The sequence below is a fragment of the Mammaliicoccus sp. J-M41 genome, assembly GCF_022385935.1.
GTDB lineage: Bacteria > Bacillota > Bacilli > Staphylococcales > Staphylococcaceae > Mammaliicoccus > Mammaliicoccus sciuri_A.
Window position 1 is genome coordinate 22,795 of sequence record NZ_JAJNIR010000011.1, and the last position, 23,639, is coordinate 46,433.

The 23,639-nt window shown below is 32.2% G+C and carries 23 protein-coding genes; 21 read left to right on the plus strand and 2 right to left on the minus strand.

Translation table 11 applies throughout. From position 1 onward, the window contains the following. Positions 1-122 precede the first annotated feature (122 nt). Positions 123-1,382 carry a BaiN/RdsA family NAD(P)/FAD-dependent oxidoreductase gene (locus LQ686_RS06105; RefSeq protein WP_107565166.1) on the minus strand — a complete coding sequence of 420 codons (1,260 nt, stop codon included), beginning with the start codon at positions 1,380-1,382 and terminating at the stop codon, positions 123-125. Positions 1,383-1,504: 122 nt separating this feature from the next. Here LQ686_RS06105 and LQ686_RS06110 point away from each other — a divergent pair, with 122 nt between their 5' ends. The 9 genes from LQ686_RS06110 (at position 1,505) to LQ686_RS06150 (ending at position 10,723) form a co-directional block, all read left to right on the plus strand. Further along, on the plus strand, positions 1,505-3,139 hold the full coding sequence (locus tag LQ686_RS06110) for a putative polysaccharide biosynthesis protein (RefSeq protein ID WP_107565167.1): 1,635 nt from the start codon (positions 1,505-1,507) through the stop codon (positions 3,137-3,139). Positions 3,140-3,142: 3 nt separating this feature from the next. Next, positions 3,143-3,850 (plus strand): pseudouridine synthase, encoded by a 708-nt coding sequence (locus LQ686_RS06115; protein ID WP_025905266.1) that lies wholly within the window; start codon positions 3,143-3,145, stop codon positions 3,848-3,850. 63 nt (positions 3,851-3,913) lie between these two features. Beyond that, positions 3,914-4,339, plus strand: coding sequence for a YtxH domain-containing protein (locus LQ686_RS06120; protein WP_025905267.1), 426 nt, complete (start codon positions 3,914-3,916; stop codon positions 4,337-4,339). Between the two features lie 252 nt (positions 4,340-4,591). Further along, complete coding sequence (pepV, locus tag LQ686_RS06125) at positions 4,592-6,010, plus strand: dipeptidase PepV (RefSeq protein ID WP_025905268.1); 1,419 nt, start codon at positions 4,592-4,594, stop codon at positions 6,008-6,010. Then, positions 6,007-6,855, plus strand: coding sequence for a D-amino-acid transaminase (gene dat, locus LQ686_RS06130; RefSeq protein ID WP_025905269.1), 849 nt, complete (start codon positions 6,007-6,009; stop codon positions 6,853-6,855). The genes pepV and dat overlap by 4 nt, the downstream gene beginning before the upstream one ends. 263 nt (positions 6,856-7,118) lie before the next feature. Then, complete coding sequence (locus LQ686_RS06135; protein ID WP_025905270.1) at positions 7,119-7,910, plus strand: phosphotransferase family protein; 792 nt, start codon at positions 7,119-7,121, stop codon at positions 7,908-7,910. 13 nt (positions 7,911-7,923) lie between these two features. Next, complete coding sequence (gene trmB, locus LQ686_RS06140; RefSeq protein ID WP_025905271.1) at positions 7,924-8,559, plus strand: tRNA (guanosine(46)-N7)-methyltransferase TrmB; 636 nt, start codon at positions 7,924-7,926, stop codon at positions 8,557-8,559. 132 nt (positions 8,560-8,691) lie between these two features. Next, positions 8,692-9,534, plus strand: coding sequence for a YtnP family quorum-quenching lactonase (locus tag LQ686_RS06145; RefSeq protein ID WP_025905272.1), 843 nt, complete (start codon positions 8,692-8,694; stop codon positions 9,532-9,534). Next, a complete protein-coding gene (locus LQ686_RS06150) occupies positions 9,524-10,723 on the plus strand; it encodes a MalY/PatB family protein (protein ID WP_107565168.1) in 1,200 nt (399 codons plus the stop codon). The genes LQ686_RS06145 and LQ686_RS06150 overlap by 11 nt, the downstream gene beginning before the upstream one ends. A 64-nt stretch (positions 10,724-10,787) precedes the next feature. Here the strand turns inward: LQ686_RS06150 and LQ686_RS06155 are convergent, their stop codons facing one another. Further along, positions 10,788-11,102 carry a hypothetical protein gene (locus tag LQ686_RS06155; RefSeq protein WP_051539247.1) on the minus strand — a complete coding sequence of 105 codons (315 nt, stop codon included), beginning with the start codon at positions 11,100-11,102 and terminating at the stop codon, positions 10,788-10,790. A 79-nt stretch (positions 11,103-11,181) separates the two neighbouring features. On the opposite strand from LQ686_RS06155, the gene LQ686_RS06160 reads away from it, so the two are divergent. The 12 genes from LQ686_RS06160 (at position 11,182) to LQ686_RS06215 (ending at position 23,587) form a co-directional block, all read left to right on the plus strand. Continuing rightward, complete coding sequence (locus LQ686_RS06160) at positions 11,182-12,258, plus strand: M42 family metallopeptidase (protein WP_107565169.1); 1,077 nt, start codon at positions 11,182-11,184, stop codon at positions 12,256-12,258. An 87-nt stretch (positions 12,259-12,345) separates the two neighbouring features. After that, positions 12,346-13,125 carry an amino acid ABC transporter substrate-binding protein gene (locus tag LQ686_RS06165; protein WP_025905276.1) on the plus strand — a complete coding sequence of 260 codons (780 nt, stop codon included), beginning with the start codon at positions 12,346-12,348 and terminating at the stop codon, positions 13,123-13,125. Beyond that, the gene (locus LQ686_RS06170) at positions 13,106-13,825 is read left to right on the plus strand and encodes an amino acid ABC transporter permease (protein WP_103361692.1); all 720 of its coding nucleotides are present in this window, start codon (positions 13,106-13,108) and stop codon (positions 13,823-13,825) included. Before LQ686_RS06165 ends, LQ686_RS06170 begins: the two co-directional genes overlap by 20 nt. Then, on the plus strand, positions 13,822-14,550 hold the full coding sequence (locus LQ686_RS06175) for an amino acid ABC transporter ATP-binding protein (protein ID WP_025905278.1): 729 nt from the start codon (positions 13,822-13,824) through the stop codon (positions 14,548-14,550). The genes LQ686_RS06170 and LQ686_RS06175 overlap by 4 nt, the downstream gene beginning before the upstream one ends. An 87-nt stretch (positions 14,551-14,637) precedes the next feature. Then, the gene (locus tag LQ686_RS06180) at positions 14,638-15,654 is read left to right on the plus strand and encodes a PTS sugar transporter subunit IIC (RefSeq protein ID WP_025905279.1); all 1,017 of its coding nucleotides are present in this window, start codon (positions 14,638-14,640) and stop codon (positions 15,652-15,654) included. Next, entirely contained in the window at positions 15,651-15,965 is a 315-nt protein-coding gene (locus LQ686_RS06185; RefSeq protein WP_025905280.1) for a thioredoxin family protein, read from the plus strand. The genes LQ686_RS06180 and LQ686_RS06185 overlap by 4 nt, the downstream gene beginning before the upstream one ends. 155 nt (positions 15,966-16,120) lie before the next feature. Further along, the gene (locus tag LQ686_RS06190; RefSeq protein WP_025905281.1) at positions 16,121-16,999 is read left to right on the plus strand and encodes a DUF1444 domain-containing protein; all 879 of its coding nucleotides are present in this window, start codon (positions 16,121-16,123) and stop codon (positions 16,997-16,999) included. 12 nt (positions 17,000-17,011) lie between these two features. Beyond that, a complete protein-coding gene (gene ytpR, locus LQ686_RS06195; RefSeq protein ID WP_025905282.1) occupies positions 17,012-17,617 on the plus strand; it encodes a YtpR family tRNA-binding protein in 606 nt (201 codons plus the stop codon). Next, a complete protein-coding gene (locus tag LQ686_RS06200) occupies positions 17,601-20,861 on the plus strand; it encodes a DNA translocase FtsK (protein WP_311403103.1) in 3,261 nt (1,086 codons plus the stop codon). The genes ytpR and LQ686_RS06200 overlap by 17 nt, the downstream gene beginning before the upstream one ends. Before the next feature lie 22 nt (positions 20,862-20,883). Beyond that, positions 20,884-22,191 (plus strand): UDP-N-acetylmuramate--L-alanine ligase, encoded by a 1,308-nt coding sequence (murC, locus tag LQ686_RS06205; protein WP_025905284.1) that lies wholly within the window; start codon positions 20,884-20,886, stop codon positions 22,189-22,191. Positions 22,192-22,281: 90 nt separating this feature from the next. Then, on the plus strand, positions 22,282-22,833 hold the full coding sequence (locus LQ686_RS06210) for a DUF948 domain-containing protein (RefSeq protein ID WP_025905285.1): 552 nt from the start codon (positions 22,282-22,284) through the stop codon (positions 22,831-22,833). A gap of 91 nt (positions 22,834-22,924) precedes the next feature. After that, positions 22,925-23,587 (plus strand): YtxH domain-containing protein, encoded by a 663-nt coding sequence (locus LQ686_RS06215; RefSeq protein WP_025905286.1) that lies wholly within the window; start codon positions 22,925-22,927, stop codon positions 23,585-23,587. The last annotated feature ends 52 nt before the right edge of the window (positions 23,588-23,639 follow it).

Consider the following 23,639-nt stretch of genomic DNA (forward strand, 5'->3'; position numbering starts at 1 on the left):
AATGTCTCAGCCTTAAAATATGTGTGAGTATAATATTGTTTAGAGTTAATAACAGTTATAAGAAGTTCTGTAAATAAGGGTGCCATAAATCACACCTGCCACTATATGCATACTATAGAATTTTAATCATTAAATTGTGCGGCGTTATAGCCTGCTACATATCCAGTGACAAGTGCGCTTGTTATATTATAGCCACCTGTATAACCGTGGATATCTAATACTTCTCCTGAGAAGTAAAGTCCTGCACATATTTTGGATGCCATAGTATTGGGTTCGATTTCTTTTATATTAACACCGCCACCTGTTACGAAAGCTTTATCGAGTGGAAGTGTACCATTTACTGTGAATGTAAATGATTTAAGGTTTTCTACGAATGTTCGAATGGCTTGTTGGGACAGATGATGGTATGTCACGTCTAAATCAATACTTGACTGTTGTAAGATAAAATGTAAATATCTTTCTTGGACAAGTCCTTTTAGTGCATTTTTAATTGCTTTATTTGGTTCGTCTTTTAATTTTTTTACAATTTGTTGTTCTAAGTCATGTGCTTTAATTTCTGGAAAGGCATCTATAGACATTTGTATGTCGGTTTTCTTTTGAGTTTTTTGTTCTTTGTAAACAAATTGACTACATCTTAATGCTGCTGGTCCTGAAACGCCAAAATGTGTAAACAACATATCCATTTGATGTGTAATTCTAGGTTTACCATTTTTCTTGAGTACAGATAGTCCAACATCTTGTAAACTTAATCCTTGTAGTGTTTTGTTTTTAATGAATGGTTCACTAGATTTAATTGGTACTTCTGTTGGGAATAGTTCTGTTATGGAATGACCTAAATGCTCAGCAAATTTATACCCGTCTCCTGTCGATCCAGTATGTGGCACACTGCAACCGCCTGATGCGATGATGACAGTCTTTGCAGGGATAAATGTACCATCTTGTAGTGTGACGCCTGTTATTTGTTGATTTTCACTTTCAATAGATGATACTGTAGTTTCTTGGCGTATTTCTACACCATTTTGTTTAATGGAATCAACTAGTGCATCAACAACATCTTGAGCGCGATTTGAAACAGGAAACATTCGTCCGTGATCTTCTTCTTTTAAGTGTACAGATTTAGATTCAAAAAATTGTATAATAGATTCATTGTCGAATGTTGAAAATGGACTATATAAGAATTTTCCATTACCAGGAATGTTTTTTATAATTTCTTCATAAGGTAAGCGGTTGGTAACATTACATCTACCGCCACCAGAAATGCGGAGCTTTCGTCCTAAGCCTTTTTTCTTTTCAAGTAACAAGACGTTTTTACCATTTGAACTTGCACTATATGCGGCCATTAAACCACTAGGTCCAGCACCGATAATTATTGTATGATACATAAGTTACCTCCATAAGTCGATGTAATAATATTTTAACGAATAATGTGTCTTTAAAAAAGTAGTAGAATAGAAATAAACCTGTTATTATTAAATTTAAAAGTAAATTAGATAGGGATGAAATTATGTCAGAAAGTAAAGCGCTAGTAAGGGGAACCTTCCTACTTACTGCAAGTATTTTAATAACAAAAGTAATTGGTATTCTTTATTTAATACCTTTTTACGCTATTATAGGCGATGAAAAAAATCTTGCCCCATTTACATATGCTTATCAACCATACACAATCATGATAACAATAGCAACTGCGGGCGTTCCTTTAGCAGCTGCGAAATATGTATCTAAATATAACGCATTAGGTGCTTATAAAGTAAGTAGAAAATTGTACCGGTCAAGCTTTTTAGTTATGACGGTATCAGGATTTATCGGATTTTTATTACTTTATTTCTTATCACCAACTATTGCTCAATTAACTTTAGCAAATAAAGGTGGTATAGAAGGCGGTTGGGGTATAGAAGATATTACAACTGTTATTAGAACAATAAGTTTTGTAGTATTATTTATTCCATTACTCGCAACATGGAGAGGGATCTTCCAAGGATTTAATTCAATGGGTCCTACAGCTGTATCTGAAGTAACTGAACAAGTAGCACGTATCGCATTTATACTTGGTGGAAGTTATATCGTATTAAATGTCATGGATGGTTCTGTATTAATGGCCAACCAAGTTGCAACATTTGCAGCTGGTATCGGTGCAATTATCGCATTATTGACTTTACTTTATTTTTGGATGAAGAGAAGACATTTAATAAAAGCAGAAGTTCAACAAGATACAAGCGATATTGATGTGTCGTATATCAAAATATATAAAGAAATTATTAAATACAGTATTCCATTTGTAATCGTAAGTTTATGTTTTCCGATTATAAACTTAATCGACCAGTTTACACATAATACTGGGTTAGCAATGGCGGGGGTAGGCAGTGAATTACAAGATATTTATTTCACAATGCTGAGTATGACAACTAATAAAATTGTTATGATTCCGACATCTCTTGCAGCAGGATTCGCAGTGAGTTTAGTACCATTTATTACGAATACTTACAATTCAGGTAGAATTGATGCAATGCATCACCAAATTAGAAAATCATTAGGTGTATTGTTATATTTAACAGTTCCAGCATCACTTGGCATTATGGTATTAGCACAACCATTATATAACGTGTTCTATAGTTATAATCCAATGGGTACAGAAATATTATTCTGGTATGCGCCAGTTAGTATTTTAATCGCATTATTATCTGTAACAGCTTCAATGTTGCAAGGTATTGATAAACAAGCCTTAACAGTATGGATCGTTATCGCGTCATTAGTCATTAAAGCAGTTATAAACTTACCACTTATTATGGTATTCCATACGTTAGGTGCTGTTATTGGTACGGCAATCGCATTATTAGTAGCTGTTATCTTAAATTGTGTAGTTCTATATAAATATGCAGACTTTAAATTTAATATCACAATTTACCATACATTAAGAATTACTTTCTATACTATAATCATGGTATTATTCGTTGAGTTAAGTTACTTTATTGTGTCATTAATCATTGATCCAACATCTAAATTAGGTGCGCTTATCACACTTATTGTAGGAGGATGTGTTGGTGTAATCGTATATGGATATTTAACAATGCGTTCACGTTTAGCAGATGAATTTTTAGGTGATTTAACTGCTAAAATTAGACGCAAAATTAAGTGGGTGTAAATGATGAGATTAGATAAATTTTTAGCAAATTCAGGTATCGGAACAAGAAAAGAAGTTAAAAAGTTTCTAAAGAAAAATCTCGTTACCGTTAATGATGAAATCGTTAAGAAACCTGAAATGCATATTAATCCAGAAGAAGATGTCATAACATTTGATGATATCCCGATAGAATATGAACCAGTTGTCTATTTAATGATGAATAAGCCATCAGGATTCGTTTCAGCAACAGAAGATGATGAACATGAAACAGTCATTGATATTGTTCCAGAATATATGCATTTAGATTTATTCCCGGTAGGGCGTTTAGACAAAGATACAGAAGGTTTATTACTTTTAACAAACGATGGTAAATTCTCGCATCAACTTATGAGTCCGAAACAAAAAGTCGCTAAAAAGTATTATGTTGAAGTATCTGGACACATTTCAGATGATGCAATAGATATTTTTAAAGCAGGCATTGATTTAGGGGACTTTACGTCTTCACCAAGTGAATTAGAAATTGTAGAAAATGGAGAAGAGTCGATAGCTTACGTTACGATTTATGAAGGTAAATTCCACCAAGTTAAGCGAATGTTTCATGCGATAGGTTGTGAAGTGACTTATTTAAAACGTGTTCAAATTGCTGATTTAGAACTTGATGAACGTTTAGAACTTGGTGAGTATAGACATTTGTTAGAAGAAGATTTTAAATTTTTAAATTTATCTGTTTAAAATGTTTAGAAAGATTTCCGCGGGGTAATATAATAACTATTAACTAAATAGAGGTGGATACAAATGGCTAAAAAAGCAGGATTATTTAGAACGTTAGTAGTATTAGGAGGAACTGCAGCAGCAGTTGTCTTATCTAAAAAAGAAAATAGAGATAAATTAAAAAATGAATACGGGAAATATAAAGAAGATCCAGAGAATTACAAAGAAAATGCTAAACAAAAAGCAAACGAACTAAAAGGTAAAGCACAAGACGAGTACTCAAAATATAAAGAAGATCCAACTTCTTATAAAGAGTCAGCTAAAGAAAAAGCGAAAAATGAATTCCAAAAAGCAAAAGAAGATCCAAAAGGTTATGCATCAAATGCTAAATCTCGTCTGAAAAAAGAAGATCAAGATCCAACTGAACAAAGAGAAGCTAAATTTGATGACGAAGGCGGAACTGCTAACAACAATTTAAGAGTTGTTACAGAAGAAGACTTGAAGAAATAATTTTCTTCTTATGTTCAATATTGGCTAAAACTAGGGCAACTTATTTGTCCTAGTTTTTTTGTTAACAACTTTTGTCATGTCGGGAAATAATAAGATTCAAAAAAATAATTTTATATACGACTTTAGTCGTACGTAAAAGGAAATAACTTTCTGTATAAAAATTAAAAATTTATCGGTAATTCTATTTCATATTTACAAAAATATCATGTATTATATAGATAACTATTCAAGTTAAGAAAGAGATGATTTTCGATGTGGAGAGATAAAGTTAAAGAATATGAAGAAGATATTATAAATGATTTAAAGGGGCTATTAAGCATCGAAAGTGTAAGAGATGATGCAGCAAGTACATACGATGCGCCAGTTGGACCAGGTCCAAAAGAAGCGTTAAATTATATGTACAAGTTAGGTGAAAGAGATGGATTTTCTCATGTTGATATAGACAATATTGCAGGTAGAATTGAAGCGGGTAAAGGTGATGATCTATTAGGTATACTTTGCCATGTTGACGTTGTGCCAGCAGGTGCTGGATGGGATTCTAATCCGTTTGAACCTGTAGAAACAGAAGATGCAATTATTGCGAGAGGTACACTTGATGACAAAGGACCAACAATTGCAGCATACTATGCCGTTAAGATACTTGAAGATATGAATGTCGAATGGAAAAAAAGAATACATATTATTGTAGGTACTGACGAAGAATCTGATTGGAAATGTACAGATCGTTATTTTGAAACTGAAGAAATGCCTTCAGTAGGTTTTGCACCAGATGCAGAATTCCCACTAATCCACGGAGAAAAAGGGATTGTAACATTCAACATCGTTCAATCTGGTTATGTGGAAGATAATGATGAGCCTGAAGTAGAATTAAAAGCATTCTTCTCAGGTGAAAGATTCAATATGGTACCTGATACTGCACAAGCTAAATTACTTATCAAAGAACAAATGACAAATGTTGTTCAGAAATTTGAATCATTTTTAAATGAACATGAGATTGAAGGCGAAACAACAATTGATGAAGGATTCTTAAACATCGTTGTTCACGGTAAATCAGCTCATGGTATGGATCCTACATTAGGTGTGAATGCTGGCTTATACCTTATTCAATTCTTAAATGAATTAAATTTAGATAAATACGCGAGCTCATATGTGAAATTTGCAAATGAATACTTAGTTGATTCTCCAAAAGGTGAAAAAATGGGTATGAAATTTGCTACTGAAGAAATGGGTGAAGTGACGACTAATACAGGTATTATGAGTTATACAGATGTAGATGGTGGTCAATTTGGTATTAATTTAAGATATCCAGAAGGCTTTAATTTCGACCAATCAATGTCTCGTTTTTCAGAAGAATTGAAAGAAAAAGGCTTCGACATTGAAATGGATAAACACCAAGTTCCGCATTATGTAGATAAAAACGATCCATTTATTGAAAAACTATTATCAGCATATCGCAATCAAACAGGTGATCAGTCCGAGCCGTATACAATCGGTGGCGGTACATATGCTAGAAACTTAGATAAAGGTGTGGCATTCGGTGCCATGTTTAAAGATTCTGAAGATTTAATGCACCAAAAAAATGAATATATCACGAAAAAACAATTATTTAATGCAACTGCAATTTATTTAGAAGCTATATACAATGTCTGTGTAAAGGGTGATGATGAATGAGTTATATTTATATAAATGATGAGTTTGTTGATGAATCTGAAGGTAAGGTTAGCTATTCTGATAGAGGTTATAACTTTGGTGATGGCATATACGAATACATACGTATATATGATGGCAAAGTATTCACATCTAAAGAGCACTATGAACGATTATTTAGAAGTGCGAAAGAAATTGGACTTAATTTAGACGCGTATTCTGTTGAAGGTTTAACAGAAGTAACAAAAGAATTAGCAGCGAAGAATAATGTTGTAAATGGTGGCGTGTATATTCAAGTGACACGTGGTGTTGCACCTCGAAACCATCCGTTTCCTGATGCGAGTACAAAGCCTGTATTCTCAGCATTCTCTAAAAGCTATGACAGACCATATGACGAATTAGAAAATGGTGTTAAAGCTATTACAGTTGAAGATATCAGATGGTTGAGATGTGATATTAAGAGCTTAAACTTATTAGGTAATGTGTTAGCAAAAGAGAAAGCTACACAAAACGATGCTGCTGAAGCAATCATGCATAGAGGCGAAACAGTTACTGAAGGTAGTTCAAGTAACGTTTATGCAATTAAAGATGGCAAAATTTATACACATCCTGCAAATAATTTAATCCTTAATGGGATTACGAGACGTGTTATAAAAGAATTAGCCGAAGATTTAAATATTCCATTTATTGAAGAATCATTTACATTAGATTTCTTAAATGATGCAGATGAAGTGATTATTTCAAGTACATCTATTGAAGTGATGCCAGTTGTACAAGTAAATGATCAAAAAATAGGTGGCGGAAAAGTCGGACAAATTACGAAGCAATTACAAAATGCATTTAATAATTATATAGAGTCAAAATCATAAAAATTTTTTAGTGTAATTTTAATATCTTAAGTAATTCAAGTGGATACTGAATTTATAAGACTTATTGTATATGAATAGGTTCAAAATACTCGAAAGTTTTCATTTATGAGGTTGAAATCTTAACCGAAAGATAATAAAATTTAAATCAAGCGCACTAAAATTACAAAAATTAAACAAAAATTTTTAAGATTAAAATATGACTCTTGAAAAAGAATATTCTTGAGTCTTTTTCTTTTTCTTTTATTGAAAGTGAGGTGGATAGGTTGGAACATTTTTATCAATTAGGATGGACATTAGACTCAGCAGGTGGTGCATCTGGTGAAGCATATATGGCAGAACAAGATGGCCGCAAGCTCTTCCTAAAACGTAATTCAAGTCCTTTCTTAACAGCATTATCTGCTGAAGGTATCGTGCCAAAATTAGTTTGGACAAAAAGAATCGAAACAGGAGAAGTTGTAACTGCACAACATTGGAAAAATGGTAGAGAGTTAGTCCAAGATGAAATGAATTCTAACCGTGTTGCCAAACTTCTTAAAAAAATACATTCTTCTAAACAATTATTAAATATGCTTAAACGTATGGAAATGAAACCTATGCATCCAGAGATTTTATTTAATAAAATTAACAGCTCATTGTCACGACATGTATTGTCTAACCGTACAGTGAGAAAGGCATTGTTATATCTAGAAGATAACATGCCAACATTAGACAGTAGATTCTATACAGTCATACACGGAGATGTGAATCACAATAATTGGCTTTTATCTGATCAAGATGAACTTTTCTTAGTAGATTGGGAAGGTGCAATGATTGCAGATCCAGCTATTGATATCGGAATGATTTTATATACTTATGTTGATGAGAAAGATTGGTCAGATTGGCTAAGTATGTATGGTATTAACGATACGCATGATTTAAAGAAACGTATGAAGTGGTATACATTGATTCAAGCTATCGCAATGGTAGAGTGGTATGAAGAGAAAAAACGTTATAAAGATATGAATGATTGGTTACACTTCTTAAATGAAGTAATGACAAGAAATGTATTTATATAAGGAGTAACTTTGAATGAGAATGAGAAATAAACCTTGGGCTGACGATTTCTTAAAAGATCATCCCAATATAGTAGATGTAGATCTTAATCATCAATATAAGATGGCTGAATGGTTTGATAAAGATCAACCCATTCATATTGAAGTCGGAACTGGTATGGGTAGATTTATTACTGAGACGGCTAAACAAAATCCTAATATCAATTACGTAGCAATTGAAAAAGATAAAAATGTTATGGTCCGTGTTCTTGAAAAAGTTAAAGAAATGGAATTAAACAATATTAAATTGATTAATCAAGATGCTAAATTATTAACAGAGTATTTTGTTGAAAATGAAGTTTCTAGAATTTATTTGAATTTTTCAGATCCATGGCCAAAGACAAGACATGCTAAAAGAAGATTAACTTTCTCTAGCTTTTTAGAAATTTATCAGCACATTTTGAAAAAAGATGGACAAATACATTTCAAAACAGATAATCAAGGATTATTTGAGTATAGTTTAGAAAGTATGTCTCAATATGGTATGTCATTTGATTATATTAATTTGAATTTACATGAAGATGAGCCTGAAGATAACATCCGTACTGAATACGAAGATAAATTCTCTAGTAGAGGTTTTAGAATCTATCGTATGGAAGCAAGCTTTAAATAAGGAAGTTGGAATCATTATGATTCTAACTTCTTTTTTTATGCCATTTTTAACTAAAGTGTTGTAGCAATCATGAAAGATGTTCATTACTCTAATTAGTGATAAAATAATAATAAATGATTGGAGGGGAATTTCTTGTTAAATATAGGTGATTTTAAATTATATCCATTACAAGGTGGTATTACTCAAATGGATGGTGGTGCAATGTTTGGTGTCGTTCCAAAAGCATTGTGGACTAAAAAATATCCGCCTAATGAACTTAATCAAATACCTCTCGTAACACATCCAATATTCGTTCAAACAGATGAACACAATATTATAATTGATGCTGGGATAGGTAATGGTAAATTAACAGACAAACAAAAAAGAAACTATGGTACAACTTATGAAAGTGATATTAGTAACTCATTAAAGCAATTTAATTTGACCATAGATGATATTGATATTGTATTGATGTCTCATATGCATTTTGATCATGCTTGTGGACTCACAACTGCAGATGGTCAATCAGTATTTAAAAATGCAACAATTTATACATCACAAATTGAATGGAATGAATTGAGAGCCCCAAATATACGAAGTAGTGCTACATATTGGGAACAAAATTATAAAGGTATTGAACATCAAGTTGTAACATTTGTAGATTCGATGGAAATCGTTCCAGGCATTAAAATGATACATACTGGTGGTCATAGCGCTGGTCATAGTGTCATTGAAATTGAAAGTAATGGCATGAAAGGTGTGCATATGGCCGATATCTTGCCTACATTAGCTCACTTAAATCCTTTATGGGTTACAGCCTATGATGATTATCCAATGGATTCTATTAATGCTAAGGAAAGACTTTTACAGAGATATATTAAAGAAGATTATTGGTTCGTGTTCTATCATGATGCCAATTATTTTGCGCTCAAACTTGATGAACAAACGAAGGGAATTAAAGAAGAAATAAGAAGGGATGATTTAATTGAAATATAATTTTGATGAAGTGATTGATAGAAGGGGAACAGCAACAGTAGCATATGATGGACAACGTAAAGTTTATGATTATGAGAACTTAGAACCATTTTGGATAGCCGATATGGATATTAAGACACCTGATTTTATTATTAACCATTTGAAAAACAAATTAGATCAAGCACATTTCGGTTATTTAGTATGGAAGCAAGAAGCATATTTAAATGCGATTAAAAATTGGTACAAAACAAGATTTTCTGTGAATATCCAAACGAATGATATATATTATGTGCCAAGTATTTTATTTACGGTAACTGAAGTTATACGTGAATTTACAAAAGAAGGTGAAGGTGTGTTAATTCATACACCTTCATATAATGCCTTTTTAAATTTAATTGAAGGTAATAAAAGAGTGGCAGTTGAATCACCATTAGTAGCGACAGATAACGGTTATGAGTTGGATAAAGAACAATTTGAAGAAATGGCAGCACGTGATGATGTTAAAGTGTTAGTCCTGTGTAGTCCTCATAATCCAACAGGTAAAGTTTGGACGAAAGAAGAATGTGCATTTATGAAAGATGTTTGTGAAAGACATGATGTCTTTATTGTTTCTGATGAAATTCATATGGATTTTGTGAGAAGTGAAAATGGATTCTATTCAATGACAAATGAAATGACGTTAGATTCTCCAATTCTTGTTGTTACTGGATTAGGTAAAACATTTAACTTAGCGAGTTTAGCAAGTAGTTATATGATTACAAAACATCGCTATTTCACATTACAATTCAATCGTAAATTGGCAACATATTATGGATTGTCAGCTGCAAATACATTGGCTGTTGAAGCAGTTAAAGTAGCCTATAATGAAGCAGGTGAATGGGTAGATCAATTAAATGAGCATATTGAGAAGAATATGACCATCTTAGATGAATTTATTAAAAATGAAATGTCTGATCAGTTATCATTCATTAAGCCTGAATCGACATATTTAGCTTGGATAGACTTTTCTAAAAGTGGTTACGTAGAAAGTGATGTTCAAAAAGCATTGCAATCTGTAGGTAAACTTGCAACAGGCATCGGACATTCATACGAGCTCGGAGAAAGTCACCATTTCAGAATGAATTTAGCTTGTAGTGAAGAAAAATTAAGAAGCGGTTTAGAATCTATTAAAAAATCATTCGACGCACTAGATCACGGTGAAGTTGAATAATATTTCAGTCATAAAATAGAGTCTGAGATTTAAATTAATCACTCAGACTCATCTTTTAAGCTTATTAAATTTCAAATATATCAATGACTTGGCCATTAAAGGCATCGGCTATAAATTCATAGTGTACTTGTTTACCATCATTGTTAACGGTAATACCACCATGCACAACTTTAGTTTCAATGCCGAATTTTTGGTAGGTCTTTGGGATATGTAATATATAAGAGGCTTCAACATTATTAAATTGTGCTTTGACTTGTTTAAGTATTTCTTCACAACTATATGGTTTATATTGCTTAGCATATACGATAGAAGCAACAATACCTAAACCAGTAAAAACGGACAATAATATAATGAAAAAGCGGAACTTATTATTCTGCATGACCATGCCTCCTTCTATTTAATTTAAGTTTAACACAAAGACTGAATGATAGATAAATATTTCAATAAGGAGATTTATAATGACACAAATTAGACAAGAAACACTTAATAGAATGAAAGAATTAACAGAATTACACGCTGTACCTGGTTTTGAAAATGAAGTACGTGAATATTTAAAAGAAAAAATGGCACCATTTGTTGATGAAATTATTGGTGATAATATGGGCAGTATTTATGGTGTGAAAAAATCTAAAAAAGAAAATGCACCTAAAGTATTAGTAGCAGCTCATATGGATGAGATTGGCTTTATGGTTACTGAAATGACAAAAGAGGGTATGTTAAAGTTCACACCACTTGGCGGTGTGTCATCAGACGTATGGCTATCACAAACACTACAGTTAAAAACGCGTGACGGTAAATACTATAACGGCGTAGTTGGCAGTATCCCTAAACATTTTAGAACTGGTAAAGAGTCAGGTGTTTCTATTGAAGATATGCTTTTAGATGTTGGTGCAGAAAGTATTGAGCAATTAAAAGAAATGGGCATTAAAATTGGTGATACAATTGTTCCAAGTACGAATTTTGAACAACTAACAGAGAATAGAATACTCGCTAAAGCATGGGACAATAGATATGGTTGTTTAGTTGGATTAGAATTATTAGAAGCAGTTAAAGATGAAGAGCTTGATGTTGATTTATATGTAGGCGCAAATGTTCAAGAAGAAGTTGGTTTAAGAGGTGCTTCAGCAAGTGTGAATTTAATTAAACCAGATTTAGCATTAGTTGTAGATTGTTCGCCTGCAAATGATATGAAAGGACACGTTGGCTTATCAGGTGCATTAGGAAAAGGTGTATTAATTAGAATTTTAGATCGTACGATGATTTTATCTGAAAGAATGAGAGATTATTTAATTGAAATGGTTGAAGAAAAAGAAATTAATCATCAATACTTCCAATCACCAGGTGGTACAGATGGTGGAGAAATCCATAAAGCTCTAACAGGTATTCCAACTGCGGTAATAGGTGTTTGTGCTAGATATATCCATACAAGTAAAGCTATTTATGACGCAAGAGATTATGAAAGTGCAAAATTATTACTCAATGAAATCGTGTTAAATTTAAGTTCAGAAAAGATTGAATATTTGAAATTTAAATAGTTCAGATTTTAGTAATTGACAGTAGTTGTAATTCGGTCTAAAATATGTTTATTCCGATTTGGATACTAAGAATAGAGGGATGTATATATGAAAAAGGGTATATTTTTAATTATTGCATTAATTGTTGTGTTAGCTGCATGTGGAAACAGCAACGACAAGAAAGAAAGCAGTAAGAAAGATGATAAAACAATTGTAGTTGGTACAGAAGGTACTTATTCTCCATTTAGCTTCCATGATAAAAATGATAAGTTAACTGGATATGATGTAGAAGTAACAAAAGCAGTTGCTAAAGAAATGGGATACAAAGTTAAATTTAAAGAAACACAATGGGATTCAATGTTTGCTGGGTTAGATTCAGGACGTTTTGATATGATTGCTAACCAAGTTGGTATCAACGATGAAAGAAAAGCAAAATATAAATTCTCAGATCCATACACTTATTCAAATGGTGTATTAGTAGTAAATGAGAATAATAAAGACATTAAATCATTCGACGACGTTAAAGGTAAAAAATTAGCACAAACTTTAACATCTAACTATGGTCAACTTGCAAAATCTAAAGGTGCAGATATTACTAAAGTAGACGGCTTCAACCAAGCGATGGATTTATTACAGTCAAATCGTGTTGAAGGTACTTTCAATGATAATGTTTCATATTTAGATTATAAAAAGCAAAAACCTAATGCTAAAATAAAAGCAATTCAAGGTGATGCTGAACAAAGTCAATCTGCATTTACATTTAGTAAAAAAGAAGATGACAAAGTGATTAAAGATTTTAATAAAGGTCTAAAAACTTTAAAAGATAATGGCGAATTAGAAAAAATAAGTAAGAAATGGTTTGGCGCTAATGTTTCAGAGCCTAAATGATGAGCAACTTCATGCATTAAATGCTGCCAAACAAGCATTTCTACCGATGTTAGAGGGTCTAGTTAAATATTCTATTCCTATTACTTTAGTTACTTTTGTGCTTGGTTTAATCTTGGCATTAGCTACTGCATTAATGCGCATATCAAGTAGTAAAGTTCTAAAAGGGATTGCACGTTTTTATGTTTCAATCATTCGTGGTACACCTATGATTGTTCAATTATTCATTATCTTTTACGGAATCCCTGAGATTGGTAGATTGGCAACAGGAAATGCAGACAATCAATTAACTTTGTCACCTGTCATAGCTGCGATAATTGGTCTTTCTCTTAATGTAGGTGCATATGCATCTGAAATTTTAAGAGGTGGAATTATGTCTATTCCTAAAGGTCAAACTGAAGCGGCTTACTCGATTGGTATGAATTATAAACAAACTGTACAAAGAATCATATTACCTCAAGCAATCAGAGTTTCAGTACCTGCATTAGGCAATACATTCTTAAGTTTAATTAAAGATACGTCTTTACTTGGCTTTATTTTAGTAGCAGAAATGTTTAGAAAAGCACAAGAAGTCGCTTCTACAACATATGAATTCTTAACGATTTATTTACTAGTAGCGATATTATATTGGATTGTATGTTTTATCATATCAATCATTCAATCTTACTATGAATCTTATATCGAAAGAGGGTATCGTTCATGATTGAACTTCAAAATATTAAAAAATCATTTAATGATAAAGAAGTCATCAAAGGGATTAATCTTTCAGTAGATAAAGGTGAAGTGATTACTTTAATTGGAAGATCAGGTTCTGGTAAGACAACTTTATTGAGAATGATGAATGCATTGGAAATTCCGACTGAAGGTACTGTAGTTGTTAATGGTGAAACGTACACAGCAGATAATAAGAAGTCACAAATTAAAGTGCGTAAACAATCAGGTATGGTGTTTCAAAATTACAACTTATTTCCACATAAAACAGCAATTGAAAATGTTATGGAAGGTTTAGTTACTGTTAAAAAAGTAAATAAACAAAAAGCATATGACGAAGCACTTCAACTTTTAGAAAAAGTAGGATTAGAAAGTGTTAAAGACCAAAGACCTCATGCTTTATCTGGTGGTCAACAACAACGTGTGGCAATTGCGAGAGCATTGGCAATGAACCCTAAAGTCATGTTGTTTGACGAACCGACATCAGCATTAGACCCAGAGTTAGTGAATGATGTATTAAAAGTTATTAAAGATTTAGCCAATGAAGGTATGACGATGGTCATCGTTACACATGAAATGAGATTTGCTAGAGAAGTTTCTGATAGAATGATATTCATTCATGATGGTTTAATCGGTGAAGAAGGTAAACCGGAAGAAATGTTTACTCAACCGAAGACAGACGCATTGAAGAAATTTCTAAATGTTATAGAAGTATAAAGTTTCAAAATACACATGTTATTATTTAAATTTAAATAATGACATGTGTATTTTTTATTGTATAATCCTTTTAAAGGGAGTGAACAAATGGAACGCGTAAAATCTTTTTTTAATCGAACAATTATAGATGGATTAAGTTATATGGCTTTAGGTTTGTTTAGTACATTAATTGTTGGACTGATTATTGAAACTTTAGGCCAATCATTAAATACATATTTTGATACTTCAATGATGATAGAAATAGGTAAGTTAGCTCAAACTTTAACTGGAGCTGGGGTAGGGGTAGCAGTGAGTTACGGTTTAGGCGCATCACCACTTATTATATTTACAACTGCTGTAACAGGAATGTATGGATATGAACAAGGGGGCGCTGTAGGTAGTTATTTATCTTCAGTATTTGCAAGTGAACTTGGAAGATTATATTCAGGCAAAACTAAAATAGATATTATTTTATCACCGATTTTAACGTTATTTATAGGTGCAGCAATTGCAAAGTTTATAGCACCATTTATCGATGCATTTATGAAAGCATTAGGAAACTGGATACAATTAAGTACGGATCAACAACCTTTATTAATGGGGATATTCGTAAGCCTTATAGTTGGTCTTACACTTAGTAGTCCGATTTCAAGTGCAGCTTTAGCGTTAATGCTTGGCTTAAGTGGAACAGCGGCAGCAGCAGCTACGATAGGTGGTTGTTGTCATATGGTCGGCTTTGCAGTAACAAGCTATAAGGATAATGGTATTTCGGGTGTTATTGCTCATGGTATTGGTACAAGTAAACTTCAAATTCCAAATTATTTAAAGCAACCCTTTATATTAATACCGCCAGTCGTAGCAAGTATTGTCGTAGCACCAATCATGACAGTCTTTTGGCCAATGGAGAATAATGCTGCTGGTGCTGGAATGGGTTCAAGTGGACTTGTGGGGCAAATTATGACGATTAAAACAATGGGTAGTACGACTGAAGTATACTTACAAATTGTATTCTTCCATTTCTTACTACCAGCTGTAATCAGTTTGTTTGTTTATCATTTGTTGAAGAAGTATCATATAATTAAAGATGGTCAACAAACATTAATGATAGGAAGTGCAAAGAAATGAAACAATTAACGTCAATCGAAGAATACAAATCATTGATTAACGAACCAACAATATTTATGTTCACAGCATCTTGGTGTCCGGATTGTCATTTTATAGATCCTGATTTACCTGGACTTGAAGAGAAATATCATCAATATCAATTCGTATCAGTTGATCGTGATGAATTTATTGATTTATGCCAAGAAGTTGATGTTATGGGCATTCCAAGTTTTATCGCTTATAACAACGGTCAAGAACTTGATAGATATGTTGGTAAAGAGAGAAAAACAATTCCACAAATTAGTGCATTTATTGATGGATTAAATAATTAAATTTATATAAAAAAAGCAGGTCGAAAAAAGTTTCTTTTATTTTCGAATTACCTGCTTTTTTATTTTATTTAACTTCATTTAAATATGTTTATCACTGTTACATAACTGCGATTTGTTGTAAACTATATAGAGGTATAAAAATAGGAGTGTTAAGTATGAATGTCTTTCAAATGAGAGATTTATTAAAAGACCGATTGAAAACTTTAGATGCAAATTTTAAGTTTGATAGGGAAAATGAAAGTTTAAGAATTGAACGAACGGATAATCAAAAAGGGCTTTCAGTTAAATTAGCTCCGATTATTGCTAAATATAAAAATAACGGTAATAAAACAATAGACGAAATTGTTTATTACGTCACTGAAACAATAAATGCAATGCAAGATGAATCCAATAAAGAAATTAATAAAATTGAGATCTTGCCTGTCATAAGGTCTACTAGTTTTCATAAAGAAACGAAAGAAGGTACACCTTTTGTCATTGATGAACATACAGCTGAAACAAATATATATTATGCGCTTGATTTAGGAAATACTTATAGACTAATAGATGAGTCTATGCTCAGTGAACTTAATTTAACGAAAGAACAAATTAAAGAGCAAGCGTTATTCAATATTAAAAAGAGAAAAACAACTTACAAGTCTGATGAAGTTCAAGGCAATACATTCTACTTCATAAACACGAATGATGGATATGATGCTTCACGTATTCTCAATCAAACATTCTTAAAAGATGTTTATCAAAATATTGAAGGGGAAATGTTATTAGCTACACCTCATCAAGATGTATTGGTGATTTGTGATATTAAAAATGAAATTGGATATGATATTGTAGCGCAAATGACGATGCAATTCTTCCAAAATGGCTTAGTGCCAATAACATCATTATCATTCTCTTATACACCTGATAAACCTTTAGAACCAATATTTATTTTAGGTAAAAATCACTCTCGTAAGAGAAATCAAGAAGTTATTGAGCGTTTAGAAAAAAATAGAGAAATTTTTAAAAAAATGAAAAATAATCAAAAAAGATTGTAAGGAGTAGGAGAAATGAATTTATTTTATAATAAAAATGGTGTTGGCGACGTATTAATGGTTACTTTAGAACCTTTAACTGAAGGATTAGAATATAATTTTCAAAATGATTTAACAATTATCAAAAGCGAAGATAAAATTGTTGGTTTTAATATATTCAATGCTTCTAAATATGTTCAAATAGAAGGCAATGGCAATATTAAAGTTGAAGAGAAACACATTAATAGTATTCAAGACTTACTAGAGAAAAATAATATTAATTATAAATTAGACGTTGATTTATCTCCTAAGTTTGTAGTAGGATACGTATCTGAAAAATCAAAACATCCTGATGCAGATAAACTATCAGTATGTAAAGTTGATGTTGGTAATGAGACATTACAAATTGTATGTGGCGCTCCAAATATTGATCAAGGACAAAAAGTTGTTGTTGCTAAAGTAGGAGCGGTAATGCCTAGTGGAATGATTATTAAAGATGCAGAATTACGTGGTGTTCCTTCTAGCGGTATGATTTGTTCAATGAAAGAACTTGATTTAGAAGGTGCTCCAAAAGAAAAAGGTATAATGGTACTAGATGATAGTTATACTGTAGGAACACCATTCTTTGAAGACGAAAGGTAGTGAACCTATGAGTTGGTTTGATGATATATTCGGGCAATCGAAAAATGAACAAAAAAATGAAAAGCAAAAAAGCGATCAAGTGTCTTTTGATCATCATCCAGATGACGATTCAACTAATGAAGAAATTTATAGAAGACCTAAAGGCAAATTTAGATTTCCAATACAAATGGAATATGAAGAGCAATCAAATCAAGAGCACCATCAACATGATCATGACACAAGTCAACGAGAAGAGAAATATCATGATAGTAGATTTTATGATGAAAGCTCAGCTTCTTTTCCAACGAATAGAAGAAGACGTAGAAGAAATCGTAATGCAGATTCATATGAACCTGTTAAGAAGTCAAGAAGTTATGACCAGGATGTAACACTTCATTACAGTGCGAAAAGTAAACAATCCTCTCGCTATGACAACAGTAAACGTCATAATGATGACTATCAATTTGAAGAGAGATTGAATGCTTTACATCAACCAAAATTTAAAGCTTCTGAAGTGCCTTCAGCAATATTCGGTATGAGAAAACAAAAAGAAGTTCCCAATAGTGGTTTGAAAGATCATTCAACTAAACCATCAGAAAATGATGCTGAAAAAGAAAATAAACGTAACCAAAGTAGTGAAATCGTTCGAGATGTCCCTACTTATTCAAAGACGGACAATACGATTAACATTGAAAATATTTATGCTTCACAAATTGTTTCTGAAATTAGAAAAGAACGCGAGAAGAAGCTTCAAAAGAAAAAACAATTTGAAAAAGCTTTAAGAGAAAAAAGAGAACAAGAACTTAACAGTCTTGATTCAGAAGAGAAAAAGTCACAAATTAAAAATCAAGACTATTATTTAAAACAACAAGCGTCATTTATTAAAAATGATCCAAAAGATTATCAAGACGTGGAAGATGAACAAGAAGACTTACACGATGAATTACAAAATGACATACATCAAGATGAAACAAGCGACTTACAAGAAGAGAAGGCTAATTCTAATGCGTTACAACCAGATGTCAATGATTTAACTACATATGAATTTAAAGAGATAGACTTGGATTTTGATGATACAGAAGATGACATTCAGCAAGACAATTTTGATGAAATTGTTGAAGAAGTAGATGCTGAACAAGAAGAAGTCAACTCAAATCACGATTCAAATGAAGCGGAAACTTCAGAATTTGAAGAAGTAGAATCAGACAATGAAGTAGAAGAAATTCATAATGCTGAAGATAGTACTGAAGCTGAAGCAATACAGCATTTTGAAGAAGATAAAGATGATTCTAATGAAGCTGTTATCGAACCTTCAGAAATAATCGATACGCATGATTCTCTCGAAGAAGACAATGATGCCTCAATTACACAATCAGAACAATTTGTCGAAGATGATATTTATTTTGAAGAAGTAGAAGATTCTGATTCTGAAGTTGAAGAAATAGATACAATCGATAATGCTGAAGATGTACTAACATTTGACGAAACTGAAGAAGATCAAGAAGAAAGCTTATTCGAGTCTGATCATGTTGATGTGGAAAGTGATACTGAAACAGAAGAAGCGGATAATGTTATTTCTGAAGAAGAAGAAACAAATAACGATCCTATAGAAGTAGAGGACACGGTTCAACAACCTGAAGAACCTAAAGAGACAACTTCTCACGAACCAATCTTGAAGCCTAAGCCTGTTAGAAAGTCTTCACCATTTAACGTGATGATGACGCCATCAGATAAGCGTAAACATCAAGCATTTAAGAATTCATCAAATATCAACAAGACACAAACATCAAACATACAAGAAACAAGAAGTGAAACTCAAAATGAACAACATGAGTCTAACCAAGCTGTTAAACGTAAAGGACCATCTTATGTACTTCCACCAGTATCTATATTAGATGATGTTGTAGAGGAAGAAGATAATAGTGAATGGTTAGAGGAAAAGAAAAAAGAACTAGATGAAGCTTTTTATCATTTTAATGTGCCTGCACATGTAGTAAATATGATACAAGGGCCAACTGTAACGAGATTTGAATTATCTGTTGAAAAAGGTGTTAAAGTATCTAGAATTACTGCTTTACAAGATGACATTAAAATGGCTTTAGCAGCTAAAGATATCCGTATTGAAGCACCTATTCCGGGTACAAGTTTAGTAGGTATAGAAGTGCCTAATCAAAGTCCTAAAAAGATTCCGTTAGGCCAAATGATTACGTCTAAACCTTTCCAACAAGCAGAAAGTAAACTGACTGTAGCAATGGGCTTTAAAATAAATAATGAGCCGCTACTAATGGATATTGCAAAGACTCCTCATGCGCTCATTGCCGGTGCAACAGGTTCTGGTAAGTCAGTATGTATTAATGCTATTTTAACAAGTTTACTTTATAAAAATCATCCAGATGAGCTGAAACTATTACTGATTGATCCTAAAATGGTAGAGCTTGCACCGTATAATAATTTACCGCATTTAGTTGCGCCAGTTATTACTGATGTTAAAGCGGCAACGGCTAGTTTAAAGTGGGCTGTTGAAGAGATGGAACGTAGATATAAACGTTTTGCAGAATTACATGTTAGAAATATTACTGCATTTAATAAGAAAGCAAATTACGAGCAAAGAATGGCAAAAATCATTATAGTTATAGATGAGTTAGCTGATTTAATGATGATGTCACCTCAAGAAGTTGAACAATCTATTGCTAGAATTGCACAAAAAGCTAGAGCATGTGGTATACATATGATTCTTGCTACACAACGACCATCCGTCAATGTGATTACAGGTTTAATTAAAGCAAACGTACCAACAAGAATATCATTCATGGTATCGTCTTCTATTGACTCTAGAACAATTCTTGATGTTGGTGGAGCAGAGAAATTACTAGGTAATGGTGATATGTTATATCTTGGTAACGGTAAGAATAAACCGATAAGAGTTCAAGGTGCATTTGTATCAGATGATGAAATTGATGAAACAGTAGAAAATGTAAGTAGTCAAATGAAACCAAATTATCTATTCAAAGAAGAAACATTGTTGAAAAAGGTAAATGAACAACCTGCTGATGCACTGTTTGATGAAGTTTGTGAATTTATGTTAAACGAAGGTCATATTTCAACTTCACTTATACAAAGACATTTCCAAATTGGATATAATAGAGCAGCTAGAATGATTGATAACCTTGAAGAGAGAGGTTATATATCTGGACCTAACGGCTCTAAACCAAGAGATGTACTCATTACTAAAGATATGATAGAAGAAAGAGAAACTAACATTTAAGAAATAGAAGGAGTGACATGAAATGACATTATTTCATTTTGTCGGCATAAAAGGTGCAGGTATGAGTTCACTTGCACAAATCATGCACGACATGGGACATAAAGTACAAGGTTCTGATATAGAGAATACAGTATTTACTGAAATAGCATTAAAAAATAAAGGCATTAAAATACTACCATTTGATGTTGAAAATATTAAAGAAGGCATGACTGTTATAGCAGGTAATGCCTTTCCAGATACACACCCTGAAATAGCTAAAGCATACGAAATGGGACTTGAAGTGAAAAGATATCATATTTTCCTAGGCGAATTTATGTCTCAATATACGTCAGTGGCTGTTACAGGTGCACACGGTAAAACATCGACAACTGGATTATTATCACATGTGATGAATGGTGATCAAAAGACGTCATTCTTAATAGGTGATGGAACAGGTATGGGATTACCTGATAGCTCATACTTTGCTTTTGAAGCTTGTGAATATAGAAGACACTTCTTAAGTTATTATCCAGATTATGCGATTATGACAAATATTGATTTTGATCATCCGGACTATTTTAAAGATTTACAAGACGTAACAAATGCATTCCAAGAAATGGCTAGTAATGTTAAAAAAGCAATCGTTGCTTGGGGACATGATGCTGAGCTTAGAAAAATTAAAGCTGATGTTCCAATTTACTTTTACGGGTTTGAGCATGACAACGATGTCTATGCTGACAATGTTCAAACGTCTTCTAAAGGTACAACATTTGATGTTTACTTCAAATCTAAAAACGAACTCATAGGTACATTTACAACACCTATGTATGGTGATCACCATGTTCTAAATGCATTAGCAGTTATTGCAATTTGTCATTTAGAAAAACTTGATATTGAAAATATTAAAGAAGCATTATTGACATTTGGTGGTGTAAAAAGAAGATTTAGTGAAAGTTTTTACGACAATCAAATCTTAATCGATGACTATGCACACCATCCGAGAGAAATTAATGCTACAATTGAATCAGCTAGAAAAAAATATCCTGAAAACGAAGTGGTTGCAGTATTTCAACCTCACACATTTTCAAGAACAGAAACTTTCTTAAACGAATTTGCTGAAAGTTTAAACCTTGCTGATAAAGTATACTTATGTGACATCTTTGGTTCTATTCGAGAACAACAAGGTGAGCTGACAATACATGATTTAAAAGCATTAATTCCTAATGCGGATTTAATAAGCGAAGAATCAGTTTCTCAGCTACAAAAGCATGATAATGGTGTTATACTATTTATGGGTGCTGGGGATATTCAAAAAGTTCAAAAAGCCTATGTTTCTTCACTGTCACATTAAATATAATATGTTTATACTTTAATAGTGAGGGTATTAAATATTAGTAAATCGAATAAAGATTAGTTTTATAATTATTAGGAGGCGTTCAGTATGGATTGGATTTTACCAATAGCAGGCATAATTGCTGCGGTTGCATTTTTAATTATTTGTGTTGTTTTAGCACTATTTTTAATGCAATTATTAAAAACAGTTAAAGGAATTAATGAAACTTTAGATGGCATTCAAGGCCAAATACAAGGTATCACACGTGAATCTACTGATTTACTTCATAAAGCAAATCGTTTAACTGAAGATATTCAAGATAAATCATTACGCTTAAACTCAGTAGTAGATGCAGTTAAAGGTGTTGGAGATTCTGTACAAACACTTAATAATTCAGTTGATAGAGTTACAAATTCTATTACTCACAATATCTCACAAAATGAAGATAAGATTTCTCAAGTTATTCAATGGTCAAATGTTGCAATGGAAGTTGCAGATAAATGGCAATTAAGAAGAGATCGTAGAAGTAACGTATCATACAAAAATAATGTAAATGCTTCTAAAGATTTTGAAGCGCAAGTGCCGAAAGACTACAATGAAACAACAACATCAGGTGACAACCTAGATGAAGATAAAATTGGTGCAGGCTTGAAAAAATAACGTGCATGGAAGCAAATAACTATCTTTTCAGGCTGAGGCATTTAAACATGTCACAGCCTGATTTCTTTAATAAAATTAGGGGGAAAATATAATGGAAAACAAATACAATAGAGATTTATATACACATGGATTAGAAACATATGAAGCTGAATATGAAAAAAATACAAACGGTAGAGATTTTGTATTTGGAGTAGTATTAGGTACAGTAGTAGGCGGAATTGTTGGTTTATTACTAGCTCCTAAATCAGGGAAAGAATTACAAGATGATTTAAGTGAGAAATCAAACAAAATTATCGATGACGTTAAAACTAAAACTGATGACTTAAAAGTTCAAGCTCAATCTAAAGCTGAAGAAATCAAAACACAAGCTGAAGAAAAGAAAGAAGAAGTTAAAACTAAAGTTGAAGATAAAAAAGCACAAGCTAGTGAAAAAGCAGAAGAAGTGAAAGCTAAAGCTGCTGATAAGAAAGAAGAAGCTAGTCAAAAAGCGGAAGAAGTAAAAGCTAAAGCTGCTGACAAAAAAGAAGAAGTTAAAACAAAAGCTTCAGAAAAGAAAACAGAAACTAAGAAAAAAGCAGAAGAAGTAAAATCTAAACAAGCTGAAAAGAAAGCTAACAAAGGCGTTGTAACAGCTGACGATGTAGGCGACGAAGAATTAAAAGCACAAAAAGGTGCGATTAAATCTGAAGTAGAAAATGAAGACTTAAAAGGTCCTAAAACAGTTGTAGAGAAAAAAACTTTCGATAAAAAATAATAAATAAGTGATGTATAACGCATATTATTTGTACTACCGAAAAGTCATAACA